This window comes from Dolomitihabitans soli, assembly GCF_022213955.1.
Taxonomy (GTDB): domain Bacteria; phylum Actinomycetota; class Actinomycetes; order Streptosporangiales; family Streptosporangiaceae; genus Streptosporangium_A; species Streptosporangium_A soli.
Genome location: NZ_JAKNTW010000004.1, coordinates 162,864 through 183,536, shown reverse-complemented (window position 1 = coordinate 183,536; position 20,673 = coordinate 162,864). Strand labels below are relative to the sequence as shown.

The window sequence follows — 20,673 nt, the reverse complement described above, 5'->3', positions numbered from 1 at the left end:
GCATCGGGACCTCAGCCCGTCAAGCGGATCTCCACCTGGAGCGTGCCGCACGCGCGGCGCAGGGCATGCAGCGCTTCGCCGAGCAACGGGTTCGAGTTCGCCGTCCGGTGCAGTGCGAGCACACGGCGATGGGTGCGCGACGCCGGAAGCGGTTCGGCGCGGATCGCGTCGTCGGGCGTGTGCGCGAGACCGGGCACGACCGCCACGCCCACCCCGGCGGCGACCAGGCCGCGCACCACGTCGTAGTCATTGCTCCTGAACGCGATCTTGGGCTCGAACCCTCGCGCCGCGCAGAGCCTGGTGAGGCAGGTCGCCCCTGGCGTGTCCTCCTGACTGGAGATCCACTTCTCCGGTCGCAGCATCGCGAGATCGGTGATCGCCCCGGGGTGCGGATATCCGGCGGGCAGCAGCAGAACGAGATCTTCGACCAGCAGTTCGACCGGTGTGACCTCCGCCGGCCACGTCATGGGCACCAGGTCGTAGGCGTACACCACGGCGATGTCGATGCTTCCGTCGATGAGCGAGGAGGAGATTCTGTCGGGCTCGCCCTCGTCCAGCAGGACCTCGACGCCGGGGTGCGCCTCCACCAGGCTGGCGATGACCCGCGGCACGATGCGCGCGTTCGCGGTGGGGAAGCTCCCCAGGCGCAGCGAGCCGAGTCGCCCGGCCACCCGGGCGGCGACGTCCTCCTGTAGTTCCTCGATCGCCACCAGCAGGTCGGTGCCGCGCGCCGCGATGAACTGCGCCGTGGCGGACGGTCGTATCCCGTGCGCCTCACGCTCGAACAACTGCGCCTTGACGACGCGTTCCAGTGCGGCCATCTGCTGGGACACCGCGGAGGAGGTGTAGCCAAGTCGTCGTGCGGCCTCGGCGAACGAACCGGTCTGGATCACTTCGGCGAGTGTCCGCAGGTGGCTGGGGTTGAGCATTTCGTCACGATACCTACTGCCTATCCGATATGTGCAGTGGGTAACCGCGTAGGGAGACGACCCGGCCGAGCAGGATTCGCGGTCCGGGTCGGCATCCAGGCTTGATCCGATCGGTGCCGCGGGACGATCTGGTGGCCTGCCATCTGGCCGACCGATCCTGAAGGTTCACCGGCGGCAGAAGAGCATGTGGGCCGGTGCCGCCCTACTTCGCGATCGCCTCGCGTACGGACGGGACGATCTCCCGGGCCCAGCGGGCCAGGAGGGTGCGGTCTGGGGCGCCGTGGCCGGTGGAGAAGAGCGTGAAGCCTGACGCGCCGTGCTCCAGCACGGCTCCGGTCAGTTCCTCGACCCACTGGCCTACGGAGCCGCCGAGCCAGCGGCCGTCGCGGTCGCGGGTGGCGGACAGGGGCCGGTCGGTGATGCGTCCGGGGAAGTTGAAGACAGTGCGGATCTCGCTCGGATCGCGGCCGGCGGACGCCGCCGCTTCGTCGATGATGGGCCGCGAGGCCCGGTGGCGTTCGCTGAGCCAGTCGGCCGCGTGGCCGGGGATCCAGCCGTCGGCCACGCGGCCGGTGGCGGCCAGGGATTTCGGGCCGACCGATCCGGTCCACACGGGAGGCGCGGCGACGGGAGCGGGCTCGATCTGGTTCACCTGGTAGTGATCGCCCTGGTAGGTGACCGGGGGACCGCCGCCCGACAACAGCTTGACCAGGACGATCGCCTCCTCGAAGGCGTCCACGGCGTCGCCGGGCGTCAGCCGCGGCACTCCCATGTCGACGATGCGATCCCACGACCCGCCGGCGCCCATGCCGAGCACGATCCGGCCGCCCGACAGTGCCGACAACGATGTCACCGTCCTGGCCAGCATGGGCGCGGGCCTGGTCGGCAGGTTGGTGACGTTGGTGAAACCGGCGATGCTCTGCGTACGCCCGAGAATGAAGCCGAGCGCGGCATAAGCGTCCAGACCTCGGCCGTTGTAGGGATGGTCCGACAGGGTGAAGAGGTCGAGCCCGTCCCGGTCGGCCTGCTGGGCCATGCGCAGCAGATCGGGTATGTCGTCGATGCCGGAATGCGCGCCAAATCCGAAGACGACGTCATGTGCTGACAACGTTCTACCTTTCCGTGCAAACGGAGATGGTCGAGTTCGTACTACGAACCATATTAGTTCGCAGCGCGAACTTCAACTCCCCTCGGCTCAGCGCACGGGATCTGGTTCCATGAAGACGGTGGGAACCTTGTTGTCCGTCACGATGCGGCCGAGCAGGACGGCGAGCGTGTCGCGCTCCGCTGGAGCGAACCCCGAGGTCATCTCCTCGATGCGGCGGCAGGTCTCGGTGTAGAACTCGTCGGCGAGCTTGGCGCCCCGGCTGGTGAGCGCCACCCTCACCGCGCGGGAGTCCTGGGGGTCCGGTTTGCGCTGAACCAGGCCGTTGCGCTCGGTGCGGTCCACCAGGCCGGTCAGGCTCGACTTGGCCAGGCCGAGCGTCGCGCCCAGCTCGCTCATGCCGTACGGCTGCGCCATCAGGACGCACAGCAACTGGCCCTGCTGCTGGGTGAGGCCGTGCTCGCGGGCGGAACCCGCGTACACGGCATTCACCAGGAATGTGGACCGCACCAGCGCGGCTACCGTCCCGATCTGGCCGTCAACATGTTCACTCACTGGGCCATGGTAACAAAATTCGTGGGACGAACTACCGCCTGATGACCGTGTTCTGAGCCCGCCGCGGACGGGTGAACGGTGGCCCTGCCTACGACCCGGTTCCGGCCCCGCCAGGGGCGCTGTTGAAGATCGGTGGACGTGGGGCATCGGGTCATTGGTTTCGGGTCTGGTAGGCGTCTCGGCTGGCCTCGATGTGCGAGATGTGCTCGATGGCCCAGCCGGCGAGGGCCAATGCGGGGGGAATGAGGCTCTTGCCGGTGGGGGTCAGTGCGTATTCGACCCGTGGCGGGACCTCGGCGTACACCGTCCGGGAGACCAGGCCGTCGCGTTCGAGGTTGCGGAGCGTCAGGGTCAGCATGCGCTGGGAGATCCCGGGGATCTGCTGGTGCAGGTCGGTGAAGCGCAGGCATCCCCGATCGAGGGTCACCACGATCAGCAACGTCCATTTGTTGCAGATGCGGTCGAGGATGGCGCGGATCGTCCGTCCTCCATCTCCTCGGATCATGCAGGTGTGCTCGTACTCCGACATGACAGCCCCCTGTGCGTAACGCACATGCATGTGCCTTTTGTAAGGCTTTCAATAGTGACGCATCATGAGGCTACTTACGACTGGTAACCATCATGGCCAGCGCCACGTCACTAACCTCCGAGGTGTCCTTCATGGAGATTTCCTACTGGATCGTCGCAGCACTCCTGGGCGCCTTCTACCTCTACGCCGGAGGCAAGAAGGTCACCCAGAGCCAGGAGCGGCTCCAGCCGATGATGGGCTGGGTCGACACCGTTCCCATGCCGCTAGTCCGCTTGATCGGAGTCCTGGAAGTCCTCGGCGCGGCCGGCCTGATCCTGCCGCCGCTGACCGGGATCGCACCCTGGCTCGCCATCGCCGCGGCGATCGGCCTCGTCCTGATCCAGATCGGCGGCATCGCGGTCCACCTGAGCCGCGGCGAGGCCCGGCAGATCGGACTCAACATCGCCCTCCTGGCAGCCGCCGCAGCAACGCACCAGCTGGCTGTCAACTTGACCCGGCCCTGAAGGGCCGGGTTTGGAGGTAGGGCGCCACTGGGTGTGGTGTGACCTCCTCCGTCCAGGCCACCGGCGGGGTGGCTGGGACGCGTGACTCACGCCCCGCAATCCACGCAGCCTCGCCGCGTGCGGCGATGTTGCGGGAGGCATTCCGGTCGGCGTGGGCAACGACCCCGCAGTTCCGGCAGATGAAGAGGGCCTGGTTGACCCGGTTGTTCTTCTCGATGTGGTGGCAGTCGGCGCATTCCTGACTGGTGTACGCCGGATCGACGTGCACCAGCGGGACGCGCGCCCGCCGTGCTTTGTACGCAAGGAAGGTCCCGAGCTGGTGGAAGGCCCAGGAGTGGAGCGTGACCCGTTGGGGCTTGCGGAGCCGTACCCTCTCCCGGATTCCGCCCAGGTCTTCCAGGGCGATACCGGAACAGGTGCGTGCGGCCTCGGTCACGATCTTCTTCGAGATGATGTGGTTGACGTTCGCGGCGTGCCGCTGCTCTTTGCGGCGGCGGTGCTTGAGCCGTCGTCTGGCGGACGTGGTGCCCTTGGCCTGGAGCTTGCGGCGAAGTTCGAGCTGCCGCTTGCGGTGCCGGTTCAGCGCACGTCCGCTGAACGGTGTCATGCCGTCCACGGTGGCGATGTTGACGATGCCGAGGTCCACGCCGAGCCAGCCGTCGGGGTGCTCGTTGACCGGGGCTTCGGCTACCTCGCACACGGCGATCAGGTAGAAGACGCCGTCGCGTTCGATCAGATCGGACTCGCCCTTGCGATGCTCACGCAGCGTCTTGAGCGCGTCGGCGGAACAGGCGAAGCGGACGTTCTTGATCCGCCCGGCGGTGGTCCAGATACTGACGGTCTGGGCGTCGTACTGCCAGCTCAGGCACCGGTCGTCGTATGGGTGCGCCGCCTGCGGGCGGAAAGTGATCGGCTTGGACTCCGCTTTGGTCCGGCGTTTGGCGCCTTTCTTGCCGAGGTTCCCGGCACGGATGTTCGCCTTCAGTGTGGTGTAGGCGTCGCGGACCTTCTTGATGGTGTGCTGGGCGGCCTGTGCCCCCAGCCCTCGCGTCCTCAACTCGGCGTAGGTGTGTTTGCGCAGCTCATACTCGCGCGGCACGCCGTGTTCGAATGCCACGGCCGACACCCAGTTCGCGGCGTCGTTGACCGCGTGCAGGGTCGCCGACAGCGCGGGGGCCTGATCGGCCTCCGGCATCAGTTTCACCTGCACGACGATCTTCATGTAGCAGATCGTACAGTTGGTCTATGTCACCGCGCTGGGAGTCGAACCAAATATTCGCAGGGCCGTACGGTCGAGTGCACCCTCTATGTACATTTGGTCTTCATGCCCAGGTATCGGCGCGAGCCGTTCACCGACGAAAATCCTCACGCGGTGCGAAGGAATCATGCGGACCGTCCGCGCCGATTTCGAGACCGAACTGGTCGAGTTCAACGGCGAGCGTGACCACGTGCATCTGCTGGTGCGCCACCCGCCGAAAGTCTCCCTGTCCAGGCTGGTCGGCTCCCTCAAGGGCATGTCCGCCCGAAGATTTCGACAGGAATATCCCGGCTACATCCGCACATTCCTGTGGGTGCCCGCTTCTGGTCGGCCTCGTACTTCGCAGCCTCGTGCGGCGGAGCACCGCTGTCCATCGTCAAAGAGCGCATCGAGAACCAGAAACGCCCAGGCTGAGCCGTTCTCCGGAGGTTGCCGTCACCGCACCGCTCGGCCCTTGGCGGGCCTGCCGCGCTGCTGTTTCCTATCGGGCGTGGACGCCCGGGGTTCCACGACAGACCGCTCTGAACCGGCTGCCCGACGTCCCGGCCCGACCGTCAAGGCCTCCACTCGGGTCCGTGTCACCAGATGCAGTGCGCCACGAGGCGCTGATTTGTCCGAATGGAGGTGGAAGACCACCATCCCGTGGGGAAGATCGGGCCTCTTCCCGGATCTTCGTCGCGTCGGGTTTCTCCGGGAGGGGCTTCAAGTAAGCTCCTGCTCTCGCGGCGATCGTCGCGGATGCCTTGGCGAGCGGTACCGAGGCGCCGCTCGATTTCATGTCGCCGCGGCGGTGGCGACGCGAGGGCGATCCTGCGTCCATGTGAAGGGGGGCGCCCACATCATGCGCGAGAGTATGAGGTCGCGTCCGCCGACCGTGCAGGAGTTCGTACTGGAGGAACTGCGCCGAGCGGTGGTCAGCGGTGAGCTCAAGCCGGGGCAGCCGATCCGGCAGGAGGCGATCGCCGCAGACCTCGGGGTGAGCAGGGTTCCGCTGCGTGAGGCGCTCAAGATCCTGGAAGGCGAAGGCCAGGTGGTCCACCGGCCGCATCGTGGCTACATGGTGGCCGAGCTGTCATTGCCCGACCTGCTGGAGGTCTACCGGATTCGGGAGATCCTGGAACCCGAGGCCGTTCGGTCCGCGGTCGAGAAGCTCACCGATACCGACATCGAACGCATCATCGCCGCGCAGCACGACGTGGAGATGTCATCGGCGCAGGGCGACCTGCAGGCGATGACCGTGGCGAACCGGCGGTTCCACTTCGCCATCATCGACGCCTGCCAGATGTCGCGGCTGGTGCGGATCATTCGGAATCTCTGGAACGCCACCGACGCCTACCGTTCGGTGTACTACAACTCGGCGGGCAACCGCGAGCGTGTCGAGCACGAGCACCGAGGGATCGTCGAGGCGGTCCTGCGCCGGGATGCGGAGCAGTTGATCCAGGCGCTGGCGGAACATCGTGCCCATGCGGTCGACGCGCTCAGCGCGATCTTCGAGCCGGCCGTCGAAGGGTGAAACCTGCGACCCGGCCTGTCGCGGCCGGTCTCCGCGACGGCCGGACACCACCACGAGGGCGAGCTCAGGCCCCGTAAGGCGTGGCAGAACAGCAGTGTTCGTCAGGGCGCGCCAGTACGGCGAGCGTCCTGCTCTGGTTGCTTCGAGGGGGTGGTCAGTCGTGCCAGCGGGGCGAGGTGGTGCGGGGCGGGGTGAACGAAGCCTGTAGATGGATGAGGTGGGGGCCGGGGCGGCCGGCGGCTTCGCGCAGGGCGCCGGGCAGATCTCCGTCTCCTGGCAGGTCGATCACGTCGACGCCGAACGCGCGCGCCAGCGCGGGGAAGTCGGGCGCCGCGAGGTGTACGCCCCGCTCGGGATCACCGATCCGTTGCTGGTCGTAGCGCAGCATCCCGTAGCAGGCGTCGTCTACGACGAGTACGGTCACCGGAAGCTGTTCCTGGACCAGGGTGGCGAGTTCGCCGACACCGAACAGCAGGCCGCCATCGCCGCATACGGCCAGCGTGGGCGTGCCGGACACCGTCGCGGGGCCGATGGCGGCCGGCAGCGCGTAGCCGAGGGTGCCCCAGCCGACCGGGTACTGCAACCTGCGTGGCCGGCCCATCGCGGCGTAGCCGCCCACCCAGTAGCCTGCGATCGCCATGTCGGCCAGTACCGCACCCTCCACGGGCCAGGCCTGTTCGACCGCCTCGGCGAGGGCGAGCCCGCCGTCGTCCTCGCCGCGGAGCCGGGCCCGCACCTTGGCGCTGACGTCCAGGGCGTCGATCCAGCCTGCCGTGCGCGGGGCCACGGCGTGGGCGAGCTCCCGCAGCGCCAGCGCCGCATCCGCCAGAACAGGGACGTCGGGGGAATAGTTCTTGTCCAGGTCGACCGGATCGCAGTTGATCGACACGAGTCGCGGCGGCCGGGGCATGGACCAGTTGCGGGTGTTCATCCCGTCCAGGTCGCTGCCCACGACCACCAGCAGGTCGGCATCTCCCAGCAGGGCGGCGACCTCCGGCTCATGCGGGGGCGCGGCGACCAGGCAGGGGTGGCCGTCGGGCAGCACGCCTCGCGCCCCGTAGGTGGTGACCACGGGCGCGTTCAACCGGCGGGCGAGGGTGTCCAGCTCGGCCTCGGCGTCGGCCGCGACGGTGCCGCCACCGACCCACAGCACGACCCGCTCGGCGCGGTCGATCTCGGCCACCGCCGCGGTGATCTGTTCGGCCGAGGGCGGTACGCGTCGCGGTTGGGAGGTCTCGACGGGCGGCGCGGGATGATCGAGTACGTCGGTGGGCACATCGAGATAGACCGGGCCCCGCGGCCAGGTGAGCGCGGTGCTGATCGCCGCACTGACCGCCTCGCTCACCTGCTCGGCGGTCCTTGGCCGGTACACCGCCTTGGCCAGCGGCTCGAAGAGCGCCGCCTGGTCCGCGCTCTCGTGCAGGATGCCGCGGACGACGCCTGGCCTGCGCAGGGTGCTGGACACCTCGCTGGCTACCAGCAGGACGGGACTCTGCGAGGCGGCGGCTTCGCCGAAGGCGGCCAGCGCGTTCGCGGCGCCCGGCCCTGTCGTGGTCAGCGCTACGCCCAGGGAACCGGTCGCGCGGCTGGCGCCGTCGGCGGCGTACACAGTCGTCTGCTCATGGCGGACGCCGACGATGCGCGGTCCGCCCGCGCCCTGCTCGCGCCAGAACGCCAGGTTGTGCACACCGGGTAGACCGAAAACGTGGTCGGTTCCGGCCGCTGCGACGGCGTTGAGGATGCGGCCTGCGGCGCTAGGCATGTTGCTACTCCTGTGTCCTGACCAGGGAAGGTCATCGCAAGGGTTCGTTAAAATTGGATCCACTATACATTCGCCAACCTGAACTCTTGGCTGAATCCCGGACCAGGAACGTCTCGGAGATGACGTCGGCCGTGTCGTCGGGGGAGCCGGTACGGCGGGCGGCGTACTGATGTATCGCCGGGTAGTACGCGTCATAGATCGCTTCGAAGCGATCTCGGTGTGTCACGAAATCTCCTTGCCGCAAGGTGTCGGGACACCTGGTTAATGTCCGGCACCTTGCGGAATGTGACAGCTCGGTGTGAGCAGTTCGCGATCGGGTGTGCCGCCGACAGCGATCTTCTCGAACAGCTCAAAACTGCGCATGGTCCCGCACGCCGACCGGCCGGGCCGACGGACGCCGACGACACTCCTGCCATGAACATGCGTGACACGCGGGCGGCTCCGGAGCGGATGAAGTTCGAGGGTGCCGTCTACGGTTCCCTGCTGGCGGCTTCCGTGGTCGCTGGCAGCGCGGTGGACGGCACGCCCATCCCGGCCGGGGATCTCGTGGTCGTGCTGATCAGCACGGGGGTGGTGTTCTGGATCGCCCACCTCTACGTCCACCTGGTGAGCGGCGGAGCCCACCCGCTGACATGGAGGCGGCTGCGCGCCGCCGGCCGGCGGGAATGGCCGCTGGCCCAGGCCGCGTTCCCGCCCGCCATAGCCGCCGCCCTGGCCTCGGCGCTGGGGCTGTCCGACGTGGTGGCGTCCTGGGCGGCGATGGCCGTGGCGGTGGCGAGCCAGGTCGCCTGGTCCGTCGCGGCCGCGATCGGCGGCCGCGCCTCCACGGGAGTCGTCGTCCTGTCCGGAGCCGCCAACCTCGTGCTGGGCCTGGCGATCGTCGCACTCAAGACCCTGCTGGCCCCGCACTGACAGCCGGAACGGCCGCGCGCGTACCTCGTGATGCCGTTCTCGTCACCGGTGTGCGCCCGGCCCAGCAGGACCTGATCGGGCGGGCAGACGGCGGGGATGCCGTCCGATTGGCCTGCCAGTAGGAGTGGAACGGCGAACCGGGTGGCGCGGTGTGTTTCTGGCGTACTCCGGCTGTCCCCCTGGTGGGCAGGCCGCGGTGTTCCTCGGCGCTGTCGACACCTGGCCAGACATCCCATGACGTCACGATGTAGTCGTCTCGCCCGCCGTCATAAGTCGTGGAACTTTCATGGCCTGTGGCCACAACTGGCCCACGCTCACCTGGCGAGCCCCCTCGATCGCTGCCCAACCGAAGGACCACACACCCCCTGCTCCATCGCGGGGTTCATCCCATCACCGCCTAGGTGCAGGAGTGGTCGGAACGCTTCCTAGCGACACTTGGGGCATTGTTTAATTCTCAATTATTTGTTCTCATGGGGCCCTTGTCCCCTCCTGCGAAGGAACGGATTTGAGGTACCTGGGCCACGAGCCAGAGCGTCGTTCCGCAACTCGACCGCAGGCCATGGAACGACCTTGGTCTGCACCTCTGCTGGACCACCTGTCACCTGAGGATCGCCGCCTCTTCCAGCTGTTCGGGAAGGGCCCGAATCGGGCGGTTCCTCATCAGTACATCCATCGGGCATTCGAGCGGTGGGCCGCGGTCACCCCGGACGGGGTCGCCGTAGAGCATCTCGGCGAGACCGTCTCTTACCGTGAACTCGACCGCCAGGCGAACCTGCTGGCGGGCCTGCTGGTCCGGCACGGCGTTCGGCCAGGGGACAACGTCGGGCTGTTCGTCCGGCGCGGGATCCCCATGATGGTCGGACTGCTGGCCGCGTTGAAGGCGGGCGCGGCCTACGTGCCGCAGGACGTGGACATCGCCCCGGAGGAGCATCTCCGCCATGTCATCGCCACGGCGGCCACGCGGGTGATCCTCACGCTGTCGGACGTGGAGGAGCGCATCCCGGCAGGTGCCGGGCAAGTGTGCGTCCCCATCGACGCCGTCATGCGGGACGGTGGCCAGCGCGCGTTCGAGCCCGTCGATCCTGCCGGGGGCTGCTATGTACTGTTCACCTCCGGCACGACAGGAAAGCCCAACGGTGTCATCGTCACCCATCGGAACGTCTGCAACGTCCTGCTCACCGAGCCCGGAGACCTCGGCATGCGCCCGGGCTTGCGGGTCGGGCAGATCCTCAACATCGGGTTCGACATGGCGGCGTGGGAGATTCTGGGTGCCCTCTCGCACGGCGGGACGCTGGTCATCCGGGGGAAGGACATCGCCGAGACCCTGACGGACGTCGAGGTGGTGATCGCCACCCCGACGATCCTCTCAACGGTCGATCCGGGGCGCTGCCGCCGGGTACGGGTAGCGGCCGTGGCTGGAGAGCCGTGCCCCCGCGCGCTCGCCGACCGGTGGGCGGCCGTCGGCACCTTCTACAACGCGTGCGGCCCGACCGAGACGACCATCGTCAACACGATGCAGCGTCATGATCCGGCGGCGATCCGGCTCACCATCGGCCAGCCCACGCCCAACAACACCGTGTACGTGCTCGACGAGCATGGGCGCCCGTGCGCCATCGGTGAGATCGGCGAGATGTGGGCCGGCGGCGAGTGCGTGTCCGCGGGATATGCGGGGAACCCCGAGCTGACCGGCGAACGGTACGCGCCGGATCCATTCCTCGGCGGGGGACGGCTGATGTTCAGGACGCGGGATCTGGGGCGCTGGACGCCCGATGGCGAACTGGAACACCTGGGGCGGACCGATGACCAGGTCAAGATCCGAGGGTTCCGGGTCGAGCTGGACTCGGTCTCGGCCGTCCTCGAGGCGTTGCCCGGATGCGATCGCGCGGTGACGCTCAAGCTCGACGACCGGACCCTCGTGTCGTTCGTCGCCGGGGCGCATGTGGAACAGGAAGCAGCCCGAAGAGCGGTCGCCGCCGTGCTTCCTTATTACTGCGTGCCATCAGCCGTGTACGAAATGGGAGCGCTCCCACTCACCAGTAGAGGGAAGATCGACAAGGAGGCCCTGCTCCGGCTGGCGGTCGCGGAGGTGGCTTCATGACGACGATCGACGCAGGAGAAGGGGTCGCACGGCGGTCGCCGGTCGAACTGCCTGAGCTGACGTCGCTGCCGCGGCGCGTCCTCAAGCATCCGCGTCTCATGCATTACAACCGGCTTGCGGCCTTCGTCCTTGCGGTGAACCTGGTCGTTGTCTCGTACGGGCTGGGCTCGGGCGGGTGGTGGTCGCGGGACGGGGTGGACCTGCGTGCTCTGTCGTATGCGGCGCTGGGGAACTTCGCGCTGGCCGTCATCATCCGGCAGCAGTACGTCGTCAACCTGCTCTTCTGGCTCGCCATCCGGCCGCCCACCACGTGGCCGCTGCGGGTCCGGTGGGCGCTGGCCAAGGTCTACCACTTTGGCGGTCTGCACATCGGCGGCGCGCTGGCCGGGACCCTCTGGTTCCTCGCGCTCGTCGGTGGGCTGACCCACCACGCGGTCCTGGGCCTGGGCGGCGGTGCGACGGCCGGGACCGTCGCGGTCTCCTACACGCTGGTGGCGCTGCTCATCGGCATGGTGGTCACGGCACTGCCTCCGCTGCGGTCCAGGTTCCATGACCTCTTCGAACGAACGCACCGGTTCGGCGGCTGGACCGTGCTGGTGCTCTTCTGGGTCCAGACAGTGCTGTTCGCGCGGGCCGCGGAGCAGAGCCTCGCGGCGGCGCCTGGCATCTGGGTCCTGGCCGTGATCACGTTCAGCATCGCTCTGCCGTGGCTGCGGCTGCGGCGGGTGCCGGTGGTCATCGAGCGACCGTCGTCACATGTGGCGCTGGTGCACTTCGACCACGGTGTCACGCCGTTCGCGGGCTCCTCGACGGCGGTCAGCCGAAGCCCGCTGCTGGAGTGGCACTCGTTCGCCAACGTCCCGACCCCGGGACGACCGGGGTTCCGGCTCACGATCTCGCGGTCGGGAGACTGGACCGGGTCCTTCATCGACGACCTGCCCTCGCACGTGTGGGTCAAGGGCATCACCACCGCCGGCGTGGCCAACATCGAGACGCTGTTCACCAAGGTGGTGTACGTGGCCACCGGCAGCGGCATCGGGCCGTGCCTCCCCCACCTGCTCGCCGCGGAGGTCCCGTCCCGGCTGGTGTGGTCGGCACGCCGGCACCGGAAAACCTACGGTGACGCGCTCGTCGACGAGATCCTGGCCGTCCAGCCCGACGCGGTCCTCTGGGACACCGCCGAACACGGCAAGCCCGACATGGTCCGGCTGGCGTACGCGGCGTACGCCGAATTCGGTGCCGAGGCCGTCATCTGCATCTCGAACAAGAAGCTCACCTGGCAGGTCGTACACGGCATGGAGCGCCGCGGCATCCCCGCCTACGGCGCGATCTGGGACTCCTGAGGAGGCAACGATGCACGTGAAGATCGATCGTGCCGGCCGCGCTGTCACCGTGCGCCTGCACCGCCCCGAAGTACTGAACGCACTGAACACCGACCTGATGAACGACCTGTTGGGCGCGCTGCGGCCGCTGGACCGCGACCCGGGCGTCGGCTGCTTCCTGATCACCGGCTCCGACCGGGCGTTCGCCGCCGGGGCCGACATCCGGGAGATGGCCTCCAAATCCGCGACCGACCTGGCCGAGGAGGACTTCTTCGCGGGATGGGAGGAGTTCGCGGCGCTGCGCACTCCGAAGATCGCCGCGGTCGCGGGGTACGCGCTCGGCGGCGGCTGCGAGCTCGCGATGATGTGCGACGTCATCATCGCCGCCGACACCGCGGTCTTCGGACAGCCCGAGATCCGGCTCGGGGTGATCCCCGGCATCGGCGGCACCCAGCGTCTCACCCGCCTGATCGGACGGGCCAAAGCGATGGACCTGATCCTCACCGGGCGCACGCTCAACTCCGCGGAGGCAGAAGGCGCCGGCCTGGTCTCCCGGGTGGTCCCAGCCGACCGCCTCTTGGAGGAGGCGACGCAGATCGCAGCCACGATCGCCTCGTTCAGCAAACCGGCGGCCGTGGCCGCCCGGGAAGCGGTCAACCGGGCAGACGAGACTTCCCTGCGCGAGGGTCTGCTCTTCGAGCGACGCGTCTTCCACGCCCTCTTCGCCGGCGATGACCAGACAGAGGGCATGCGCGCCTTCCTGGAAAAACGCGCACCGTCCTTCAACGAAGGCTAGTAGCACTTCGTTGAATTGGTCCTTAATTGGCCTGCAGAATCGGATCTTATCGCGTGTACCGATTCCTGCCAGGCTGAGTGGCATGACAACGACAACGACCCGCTTCGACGGCCGGCTCCTCACCCCTGGCGACGCCGGCTACGACACCGCCCGTACCGTCTGGAACGCCATGATCGACCGGCGTCCACGCATGATCGTCCGCGCGGCGAGCGTCCCCGACGTGGTCGCCGCCGTGCGGATGGCCCGGGAACTGGACCTGGAGATCGGCGTGCGCTGCGGCGGCCACAACGCCGCCGGCTTCGCCGTGCCTGACGGTGGTCTCATGATCGACCTGACGCCCATGGGCGGCGTGCGGATCGACCCGGCCCGTCGCCGGGCCCGGGTGCAGGGCGGCGCGCTGCTCGGCGCGCTGGACCGGGCGTCCCAGGCGTACGGCCTGGCCACCACCGCCGGCAACGTCTCGCACACCGGCGTCGGCGGGCTCACGCTCGGCGGCGGCATGGGCTGGCTGGCCCGCCAGTACGGCCTATCCTGCGACAACGTCGTCTCCTACACGATGGTCACCGCCGAGGGGGACGTGGTGACCGCGAGCCGCGCCGAGAACCCCGACCTGTTCTGGGGCCTGCGCGGCGGTGGCGGCAACTTCGGCATCGTCACCGAGTTCGAGTTCCAGTTGCATCGCACCGGCACGCGGACGCTGGTCGCCGAGTTCGACTTCCGCGCCGAGGACGCCGTCCCGGTCATCGAGGGCTGGCGCGACCTGAACGCCGTCGCGCCCCGGCAGGCGACGTTCACCGCCGGTGTCGGCAGCGGTCCCGCCGGCCCGATCGCCACGCTGGGGTTCGTGTGGGTCGGCGACCCGGCCGAGGGCCGCCGGCTGCTCCCCGCGATGCGTGCGCTCGGGCGTCCCGTCGCCTCCCGCGTCACCACACCGTCCTACCTCGAACTTCAGCGACGCGACGACTCCACCGGCGGCCACGCCTACCGCCGCTACTCCAAGGCTCACTACCTGCGGAGCTTTCCCACCGCGGCGATCGAGGCGTTCCTGCTGCGCGGCGGCACCGACCTGAGCGCGAGCCCGCACCTGCCGGGCGTCGGCCTGCAGGCGCACGGCGGCGCGATCGCCGATGTCCCGGAAGCGGACGCGGCGTTCAGCCACCGCGGCACGATGTTCGAGTTCGGTGCCGGCTCTCGCTGGACCGACCCGGCCGAGGACGACGCCAGGATGGGCGCCGCCCGCGCCGCCGGTGCGTCGCTCGAGCCGTACGCGAGTGGGGTGTACGTCAACTCGTTGACGGCCGACGAACTGGCCGATGGGCAACGCGGCGTACGGCGGGCGTACTCGGCCGCGAAGCTGGCCCGGCTGACCGCGGTGAAGACCGCGTACGACCCGGCCAACGTGTTCCACCTGAACCAGAACATCCGCCCGGCACTGTGACGGGCTGCGTCAGGATCCCCGTACCTCCCGGATGGCCGTCGCCAGCAGCGCGACCCCCTCGGCGATGGCGCTCTCGCTGAGGATGGCGTAGCCGAAGATCAGGCCACCGGGCCCGGCGCCGGCGATCCGGAACGGCCCGACGCCCTGGATGCCGAGCCCGTGCCGGGCGGCTGCCGCCACCACCGCCGCCTCGTCGAGGTCGGGCGGGAGCCAGGCGACCACGTGCTGCCCGGCGGCGATCCCGGCCGGTTCCAGCTCGGGCAGCTGGGTGCGCAGGGCGTTCAGCAGCGCGTCGCGGCGGCGCCGGTACACCGGACGCATCCGGCGCAGGTGACGGTCGAACTCGCCGCGTGCGAGGAAGTCGGCGAACGTCAGCTGGTCGATGACCGACGAACCGCGGTCGGCGAGCAGCTTGGCCGTGGAGACGCCGGTCACCAGATGGGCAGGCAGCACCATCCAGCCGAGCCGCAACCCCGGCGCGAGCGTCTTGCTGGCCGTACCGCAGTAGACGACGTGATCGGGCGCGAGGCCCTGCATGGCGCCCACCGGCGAGCGGTCGTAGCGGTATTCCGCGTCGTAGTCGTCCTCGATCACGAGCGCGCCGCGGCGCCTCGCCCAGCGGATCACCTCGGCCCTGGCCGCCGCCGACAGCACCCCGCCGGTGGGCCACTGGTGCGACGGCGTGAGCACGACCGCGTCGGCGTCGGCCCGATGGAGCGCGTCGACCTGAACGCCGTCCGGACCCACCGGGATGCCGACCACGTCCAGCCCCGCGGCCCCGGCCAGCACCCGGGCGTCGTCGGACGACGGGTCTTCCAGGGCGATCCGCCTGGCGCCACGCTGCGCGAGCACCTGGATCAGCAGCGAGATGCCCTGCCCGTAGCCGTTGCAGATCACCATGTTGCCGGGGACGGCCAGCGTGCCGCGCACCCGGTTGAGGTAGTCGCACAGGGCCCCGTGCAGTTCCGGCACGCCACGCCCGTCGAGGTAGGCGAACCGGTCGTTGGGCGCGGTGGTGAACACGGTACGAACCGAGCGCAGCCAGGCGGCCCGCGGGAACTGCGACACGTCGGTGCGCCCGTACCCGAAGTCGACCCTGAAGCCGACGCCGCGCGCGGCCGGCTGCGCCGTCGAAGCTGCCGTCGAGCCCGCGCCGTCGGCGGCCGGCGGCATCGACGCGGCGACCTGGGTGTAACCGCCCGATCGGCTGACGAGGTAACCCTCGGCGACGAGCTGCTGGTAGGCCTCCACGACCACCCCGCGGGAAACCCCGAGGCCGGCCGCGAGAGTGCGGGTGGGTGGCAGCGACGCGCCCGCTCGCAGCCGGCCGGCCCGGATGCTCGCGCGGATGGACGCCTCGATCTGCCGGTGCAGCGGCACCCCGGCGTCGCGGTCCAGCTCGATGAGCAGATCCTCGGCCAGCCCTGAATTGGTCCTCAATCGGCCCATAGAATCGGACCTTATCGGCGTGTACCAATTCCTGCCAAGCTGAGTCACCTGCCGGGCTCCTCGGTGGCGAACCATCCGGATGAGCTCCTGGCCGGGGGCACGGGGACTGGGCCATCTCTCATCTCTCTTCGACGAGTCACAAACCGCGAGCAGATCGCAGGAGGCGACGAATGAACGACATTGATCCGCAGACCGCAGGCGGGAAGGTGCTCTGGCACTTCACGATGTCCCTGGACGGCTTCGTGGCAGGGCCGAACCACACCACGGACTGGATGACCGGGATGTCATCTCGTCCGGGCCTGATCGACGAGCACGTGCAGACCACGGGCGCCGTGCTGGGAGGTCGAGACGGCGCCCGACCGTACGGCGGCGACTGGAAAGGACCGATCTTCGTCCTCACCCACCACCCCGAGGACGCCACGCCCGCCGACGACGTCACGTTCCTGAACTGCGAGGCGTGCCCGTGCTGAGCCAGGTCGCGGAGGGTGTGCTGGTCCACCAGAGCGAGTTCGTGCAGAGCAACGCCGTTGTGGTGCAGGGCCGGGCCGGTGTGTTGCTCATCGACCCCGGGGTGACCGGCTCCGAGATCGACTGCATCGCGAACGACCTTCGCGAGTCGGGCCGGCCCGTTGTGGCAGGGTTTTCTACGCATCCGGATTGGGATCACGTGCTCTGGCACGCCCGGCTCGGCGAGGCGCCCCGTTACGGTACTGACCGTTGCGCGGCCGCTATGCGAGATCTGCTGTCGGACGCAGGTGCGAAGGCCCGCATCGCCGCCGGCCTGCTCGAGACGGAAATCGCCGGGCAGGTCCCGCTGGACCTACTCGGCCTCATCACCGGCCTGCCCGCCGAGACGGCGCAGATTCCATGGGAGGGCCCCGGGGTCCGGATCATCGAGCATCAAGCGCATGCACCGGGCCACGCGGCGCTGTTCATCGAGGAACGCGGGGTTCTCGTCGCCGGCGACATGCTTTCTGATGTCTTGGTTCCGATGCTCGACGTGGACGGAACCGCTGACCCGATTGAGGAATACCTCGCCGCGCTGCGGCTGCTGGAGGGCGTGGCGGGCGACGTCGATGTCCTCGTCCCCGGCCACGGGTCCGTCGGCGGAGCCGGCGAGGTACATGCCCGGATCGAGCGGGATCGGGCGTACGTACTCGCCTTGCGTGAGGGCCGGGATCCCAGCGACCCACGGGTCGGCCCATCGGCCAAGCCCGGCTGGGAATGGGTGAGCGACGTGCACACAGGGCAACTACAAGGCCTCGCCCGAAGAAGCGAGCGCGACGGGACGCCCCGCTAGCGATCGGTGTGCGACACAGCCAGTACGCGCGGGTCGCGAGTCGGGCTGGTCCACGAACAAGGAGCGAAACCATGAGATTCGACGACCATCGCGTTGTCATCACTGCTGCCGGCCGCGACTTCGGGCGAACTCTGGCCATCCGGCTCGCAGACCTCGGCGCGGAGGTCTTCCTGTCCGCACGCAGCCTCGCTGCCGCTGAGCGTGTCCGCGATGAGATCCGCGACCGAGGCCATCGGCAGGTCCACGCCTATGCCTGCAACCTGACGGATCCCGCCTCAATCCGCGACTTCGCGTCCGGCGTCACCCAGCGCACCGACCGCGTCGACATCCTGATCAACAACGGCTCGCGCTACCTCGAAGGGCCGGACCTCCAATCAGCCTCCGACGCCGATGTCGTCGACACCATCGCATCCGGCGCAACGGGCACGGTCCTGACCGTGAAGAACTTCCTCCCTCTCCTGCTCAACTCGGACAAGCCGGATGTGGTGACGATGGTCTCCGCCTGCGGAACGGCCGGACATCACCGCTCGGACGCGCACGACGCCTTCTATGCGGCCAAGAGCGCCCAAGCCGGGTTCACCGAGATTCTCTCCAAGCGCCTGCGGTCCCAGGGAGTCCGGGTGATATCGCTCTACCCGCCCGACTTCGACAACACCGACCCCCTCTCTGAGGAGGGGAAGTCCACGCCACGGGAGGCCAAGGACGCCCTCACCGCACAGTCGCTCGTGGAGTGCATCCTCTTCGCAGTCACCCAGCCCCGTGACTGCTTCATCAAGGCATTCCACTTCGAACAGGTCTGAGCGCTCGCATATTCAAGGAAGGCTGACGTCGGCTCCCGGGTCGCACACCGGAGGCTCCGGACCAGAGGCATCCGGACAGTTCCAATGCCCGACGTCACCACCACCGCTGCTCCCCGGCTGCCCGATGTCGTCTCATCCGCGCACATCACTTGCGTCATGCCGGGAGGCTAGAGCCCTCCACCGACAACACGCACCCGGCCCTCTTCATAGGAGTCGGGGCAGGCTGTGGGCCAGGCAGAGCCCGCAGGGCGGCGTTCAGGGTCCGGTTGGCTGCACCACCGGAAGCCTCTTCTCGTGCCGACGTGCACGATCAGGCAGGCGAAGCCACAGGCTTTATCGCCCCTGGTGGCGATCAGAACATACCGCCGACATACCGCACATCTGTAAAGTTCATTTGTGCCGGTCATTGCTAATGCGATTCGGCGGGTCGGCATTTCAGCATTCGGAACCAAGGGGAGTCAAATGCTACGGCGAATATCGGTGGCAGCCGTCGTCGGCCTGGCCATATTCACGGCCACCGGCACGGTGTCGGGAGCGGTACACGCCGATTCCTCGTACAAGTCCGCTGCGAGCTCAGCGGCGGGAACGGCGCAAGCCGATCGCTGGTACAAGGCCGTGACGAGGTTCAAGACCAAGTCGTCCTGCGTGGCTAGCGGAAAGACGCACTACAACACTTACAAATGCGTGCGAGCTATCCCTCTGGTGCCCAAGGGGTATTGGCTCTTCTTCAAGCGCGAACCGTCGTAAATTCGCAAATCACGACAGCCGTGACTGGCCGGGAGGGCGCAGGGGAGCCACACCAGGTGAACGAGTATCGCGTCTGGGTTTGACTGACAGGCCAGACGCGCCGCTGTATCGGTGCGGGCTGATCGAAACCATAAGAGTCCTACCGCGGAAGCGAAAGCAAGGCCCCGCACCTGTTCAGGTGTGGGGTCTTAATCCTTCCGGGGCCGGGCCCCGGCGCAAGGAGCGGTCGATCAGCAACTCGCCCGGCCGCACCTTCGCCACAGCCGCCGCCCACCTCGACGACCCCGCCACACCGCACGGCCGCCGCGTCATCGCCGGCCAGCCCTGGTACTGGTGGCCGTGCGCCCCTTCGGAGTCGGCATAGAGGCGGATGTGCTCGGCGACCCAGCCGGTGGGGCTGTCGAAGATCTCTTCACCGGCGCTCATCGGCTGGCCTGTGGGGTGTGGCGCAGGGTCGGGATGAGGACGGCGGCGAGGGCGACGTGGGTCAAAGCGAGGGTCGCCTTGGAACCCGTGGTCGCCGTTACGCCGAACAACGGGGCGAACGACAGTGCCACGACCAGGAGGGCGAGGACAGTCCAGATCGTGGCGGCGCGGGCGGTGAACCCTTCCAGCACCGCCAGTGCCGCCCAGCCGAGGAGGGCGAAGATCAGGGAGAACATGCCGATGGCGGCTGCTCCGAGGTCCATGGGGTCCTGTCCGGGAGAGGTGACGACGACCAGTTCGTTGCCAAGGAGAGGTTCGCCCACCACCCAGACGGCAAGGGCGGCGAGAGCCGCCCCGGCCACCGCGAGACTACGGTGGCGGAGGCGGAGACCGGTGGGGAGTCGGTCGGCGGCGACGGTCATGAAGGATTCTCCTTGAGGAAGTCGATTGTTTAGGAACTCAACCTTTTATGAGCTCATCCAGGTCGCCGACCGACTGCGCGGTGGGTTCAACACCATCGCCGCCGACTTGGGCCTGCCGCCCGCCCAGGCGCTCCTGCTGGTCCACCTGGCGTGCCCCACGCCGATGCGCGAACTGGCCGAGCGCATGGCCTGTGACGCCTCGAACGTGACCGGCATCGTGGACGGCCTGGAACGGCGCGGTCTGGTGGTTCGCCGGCCCTCGTCCGATGACCGCCGCGTCAAGCTGGTGGCGCCCACCGAGGAGGGCAAACGGCGCCAGGCCGAGCTCCGCGAGCATGGCGCGGCGCGGGCCGAGAAGCCTTTCACCCTCGCGGCAGGCGATCGTGCCCGCCTGCGCCACCTGCTGGCCGAGGTCGCGGCGGTAACATGATCGGCGTCCTCCTCACGAGCGTGGCTCCAGCCCCTAGGTGGAGCGGTTGTCGCAGGTGGGCGTGCTGGGCGGAGCCGAGTTCCGGCTGCCGCTGCTGATCAGTCTGTTCGGGTTCGCCGCGCTGTCGGCGGTCATCTTGAACAAGGCGATGAGCCTGATCGTGGTGCTGGTCGCGCTGCCCGCCCGGCTGGCCGCCGTCCCCCTCACCGAGTTGGCCGCGCACCGGTCCGTCGCGGTCAATCGTCGCGTTCATACCGGGGTCTCAGTGGCCGGCGCGGACGAGAGCATGGCGCGTTGTTCTCATTCTGTTTCCATCAGCCGCCGTCTGGACTGGCTTGCGCACACCGGGGGTTTACACGTAATGATGTAAGCAGCATCG

Annotated in this window: 21 protein-coding genes and 1 pseudogene; 13 read left to right on the top strand and 9 right to left on the bottom strand. The window is 68.5% G+C overall.

Going from position 1 to position 20,673, the window contains the following annotated elements; all coding sequences use genetic code 11:
- Positions 1-11: 11 nt before the first annotated feature.
- The 4 genes from MBA17_RS10215 to MBA17_RS10200 all read right to left on the bottom strand — a co-directional run bounded on the left by MBA17_RS10215 (position 12) and on the right by MBA17_RS10200 (position 3,148).
- Positions 12-929, bottom strand: a complete 918-nt coding sequence (locus MBA17_RS10215) for a LysR family transcriptional regulator (protein ID WP_238496080.1) — start codon at positions 927-929, stop codon at positions 12-14.
- Between the two features lie 202 nt (positions 930-1,131).
- A complete protein-coding gene (locus tag MBA17_RS10210; RefSeq protein ID WP_238496079.1) occupies positions 1,132-2,037 on the bottom strand; it encodes an LLM class flavin-dependent oxidoreductase in 906 nt (301 codons plus the stop codon).
- Between the two features lie 87 nt (positions 2,038-2,124).
- On the bottom strand, positions 2,125-2,589 hold the full coding sequence (locus MBA17_RS10205; RefSeq protein ID WP_238496078.1) for a MarR family winged helix-turn-helix transcriptional regulator: 465 nt from the start codon (positions 2,587-2,589) through the stop codon (positions 2,125-2,127).
- A 151-nt stretch (positions 2,590-2,740) separates the two neighbouring features.
- Positions 2,741-3,148, bottom strand: coding sequence for a winged helix-turn-helix transcriptional regulator (locus MBA17_RS10200; RefSeq protein ID WP_274385197.1), 408 nt, complete (start codon positions 3,146-3,148; stop codon positions 2,741-2,743).
- Positions 3,149-3,249: 101 nt separating this feature from the next.
- Here MBA17_RS10200 and MBA17_RS10195 point away from each other — a divergent pair, with 101 nt between their 5' ends.
- Positions 3,250-3,621, top strand: a complete 372-nt coding sequence (locus MBA17_RS10195) for a DoxX family protein (protein WP_238496077.1) — start codon at positions 3,250-3,252, stop codon at positions 3,619-3,621.
- Here MBA17_RS10195 and MBA17_RS10190 read toward each other — a convergent pair.
- Positions 3,602-4,843 (bottom strand): RNA-guided endonuclease InsQ/TnpB family protein, encoded by a 1,242-nt coding sequence (locus MBA17_RS10190; protein WP_238496076.1) that lies wholly within the window; start codon positions 4,841-4,843, stop codon positions 3,602-3,604. The two genes, MBA17_RS10195 and MBA17_RS10190, sit on opposite strands and share 20 nt — an antisense overlap.
- Before the next feature lie 93 nt (positions 4,844-4,936).
- Between MBA17_RS10190 and tnpA the strand changes: the two are divergent.
- Both tnpA and MBA17_RS10180 read left to right on the top strand, forming a co-directional pair.
- Positions 4,937-5,293: pseudogene (gene tnpA, locus MBA17_RS10185) on the top strand (IS200/IS605 family transposase).
- A gap of 439 nt (positions 5,294-5,732) precedes the next feature.
- Complete coding sequence (locus MBA17_RS10180) at positions 5,733-6,392, top strand: GntR family transcriptional regulator (protein ID WP_238496074.1); 660 nt, start codon at positions 5,733-5,735, stop codon at positions 6,390-6,392.
- 154 nt (positions 6,393-6,546) lie between these two features.
- Here the strand turns inward: MBA17_RS10180 and MBA17_RS10175 are convergent, their stop codons facing one another.
- A complete protein-coding gene (locus tag MBA17_RS10175; RefSeq protein WP_238496073.1) occupies positions 6,547-8,154 on the bottom strand; it encodes a thiamine pyrophosphate-binding protein in 1,608 nt (535 codons plus the stop codon).
- Between the two features lie 414 nt (positions 8,155-8,568).
- Here MBA17_RS10175 and MBA17_RS10165 point away from each other — a divergent pair, with 414 nt between their 5' ends.
- The 5 genes from MBA17_RS10165 to MBA17_RS10145 all read left to right on the top strand — a co-directional run bounded on the left by MBA17_RS10165 (position 8,569) and on the right by MBA17_RS10145 (position 14,720).
- Positions 8,569-9,066: a hypothetical protein gene (locus tag MBA17_RS10165; RefSeq protein WP_238496071.1), complete on the top strand. Its 498-nt coding sequence runs from the start codon at positions 8,569-8,571 to the stop codon at positions 9,064-9,066.
- Positions 9,067-9,625: 559 nt separating this feature from the next.
- Positions 9,626-11,164: an amino acid adenylation domain-containing protein gene (locus tag MBA17_RS10160; protein ID WP_238496070.1), complete on the top strand. Its 1,539-nt coding sequence runs from the start codon at positions 9,626-9,628 to the stop codon at positions 11,162-11,164.
- Positions 11,161-12,507 carry a ferredoxin reductase domain-containing protein gene (locus tag MBA17_RS10155; RefSeq protein WP_238496069.1) on the top strand — a complete coding sequence of 449 codons (1,347 nt, stop codon included), beginning with the start codon at positions 11,161-11,163 and terminating at the stop codon, positions 12,505-12,507. The genes MBA17_RS10160 and MBA17_RS10155 overlap by 4 nt, the downstream gene beginning before the upstream one ends.
- A gap of 10 nt (positions 12,508-12,517) precedes the next feature.
- Positions 12,518-13,282 (top strand): enoyl-CoA hydratase-related protein, encoded by a 765-nt coding sequence (locus MBA17_RS10150; RefSeq protein ID WP_238496068.1) that lies wholly within the window; start codon positions 12,518-12,520, stop codon positions 13,280-13,282.
- 82 nt (positions 13,283-13,364) lie between these two features.
- Complete coding sequence (locus MBA17_RS10145; RefSeq protein WP_238496067.1) at positions 13,365-14,720, top strand: FAD-binding oxidoreductase; 1,356 nt, start codon at positions 13,365-13,367, stop codon at positions 14,718-14,720.
- Positions 14,721-14,729: 9 nt separating this feature from the next.
- Here MBA17_RS10145 and pdxR read toward each other — a convergent pair whose 3' ends face one another.
- Positions 14,730-16,169: a MocR-like pyridoxine biosynthesis transcription factor PdxR gene (gene pdxR / locus MBA17_RS10140; RefSeq protein WP_238496066.1), complete on the bottom strand. Its 1,440-nt coding sequence runs from the start codon at positions 16,167-16,169 to the stop codon at positions 14,730-14,732.
- 170 nt (positions 16,170-16,339) lie between these two features.
- Between pdxR and MBA17_RS10135 the strand changes: the two genes are divergently transcribed.
- The 3 genes from MBA17_RS10135 (at position 16,340) to MBA17_RS10125 (ending at position 18,269) form a co-directional block, all read left to right on the top strand.
- The gene (locus MBA17_RS10135; protein WP_238496065.1) at positions 16,340-16,639 is read left to right on the top strand and encodes a dihydrofolate reductase family protein; all 300 of its coding nucleotides are present in this window, start codon (positions 16,340-16,342) and stop codon (positions 16,637-16,639) included.
- Complete coding sequence (locus tag MBA17_RS10130; protein ID WP_238496064.1) at positions 16,627-17,469, top strand: MBL fold metallo-hydrolase; 843 nt, start codon at positions 16,627-16,629, stop codon at positions 17,467-17,469. The genes MBA17_RS10135 and MBA17_RS10130 overlap by 13 nt, the downstream gene beginning before the upstream one ends.
- 71 nt (positions 17,470-17,540) lie before the next feature.
- A complete protein-coding gene (locus MBA17_RS10125) occupies positions 17,541-18,269 on the top strand; it encodes an SDR family oxidoreductase (protein ID WP_238496063.1) in 729 nt (242 codons plus the stop codon).
- Between the two features lie 921 nt (positions 18,270-19,190).
- Here the strand turns inward: MBA17_RS10125 and MBA17_RS10120 are convergent.
- Both MBA17_RS10120 and MBA17_RS10115 read right to left on the bottom strand, forming a co-directional pair.
- The gene (locus tag MBA17_RS10120; protein ID WP_238496062.1) at positions 19,191-19,442 is read right to left on the bottom strand and encodes a hypothetical protein; all 252 of its coding nucleotides are present in this window, start codon (positions 19,440-19,442) and stop codon (positions 19,191-19,193) included.
- Entirely contained in the window at positions 19,439-19,864 is a 426-nt protein-coding gene (locus MBA17_RS10115) for a DUF6069 family protein (RefSeq protein ID WP_238496061.1), read from the bottom strand. Before MBA17_RS10115 ends, MBA17_RS10120 begins: the two co-directional genes overlap by 4 nt.
- 25 nt (positions 19,865-19,889) lie before the next feature.
- On the opposite strand from MBA17_RS10115, the gene MBA17_RS10110 reads away from it, so the two are divergent.
- Together MBA17_RS10110 and MBA17_RS10105 are read left to right on the top strand one after the other, a co-directional pair.
- Positions 19,890-20,294 (top strand): MarR family winged helix-turn-helix transcriptional regulator, encoded by a 405-nt coding sequence (locus tag MBA17_RS10110; protein WP_238496060.1) that lies wholly within the window; start codon positions 19,890-19,892, stop codon positions 20,292-20,294.
- A 46-nt stretch (positions 20,295-20,340) separates the two neighbouring features.
- Positions 20,341-20,664, top strand: a complete 324-nt coding sequence (locus MBA17_RS10105) for a hypothetical protein (RefSeq protein WP_238496059.1) — start codon at positions 20,341-20,343, stop codon at positions 20,662-20,664.
- Positions 20,665-20,673: the final 9 nt, after the last annotated feature.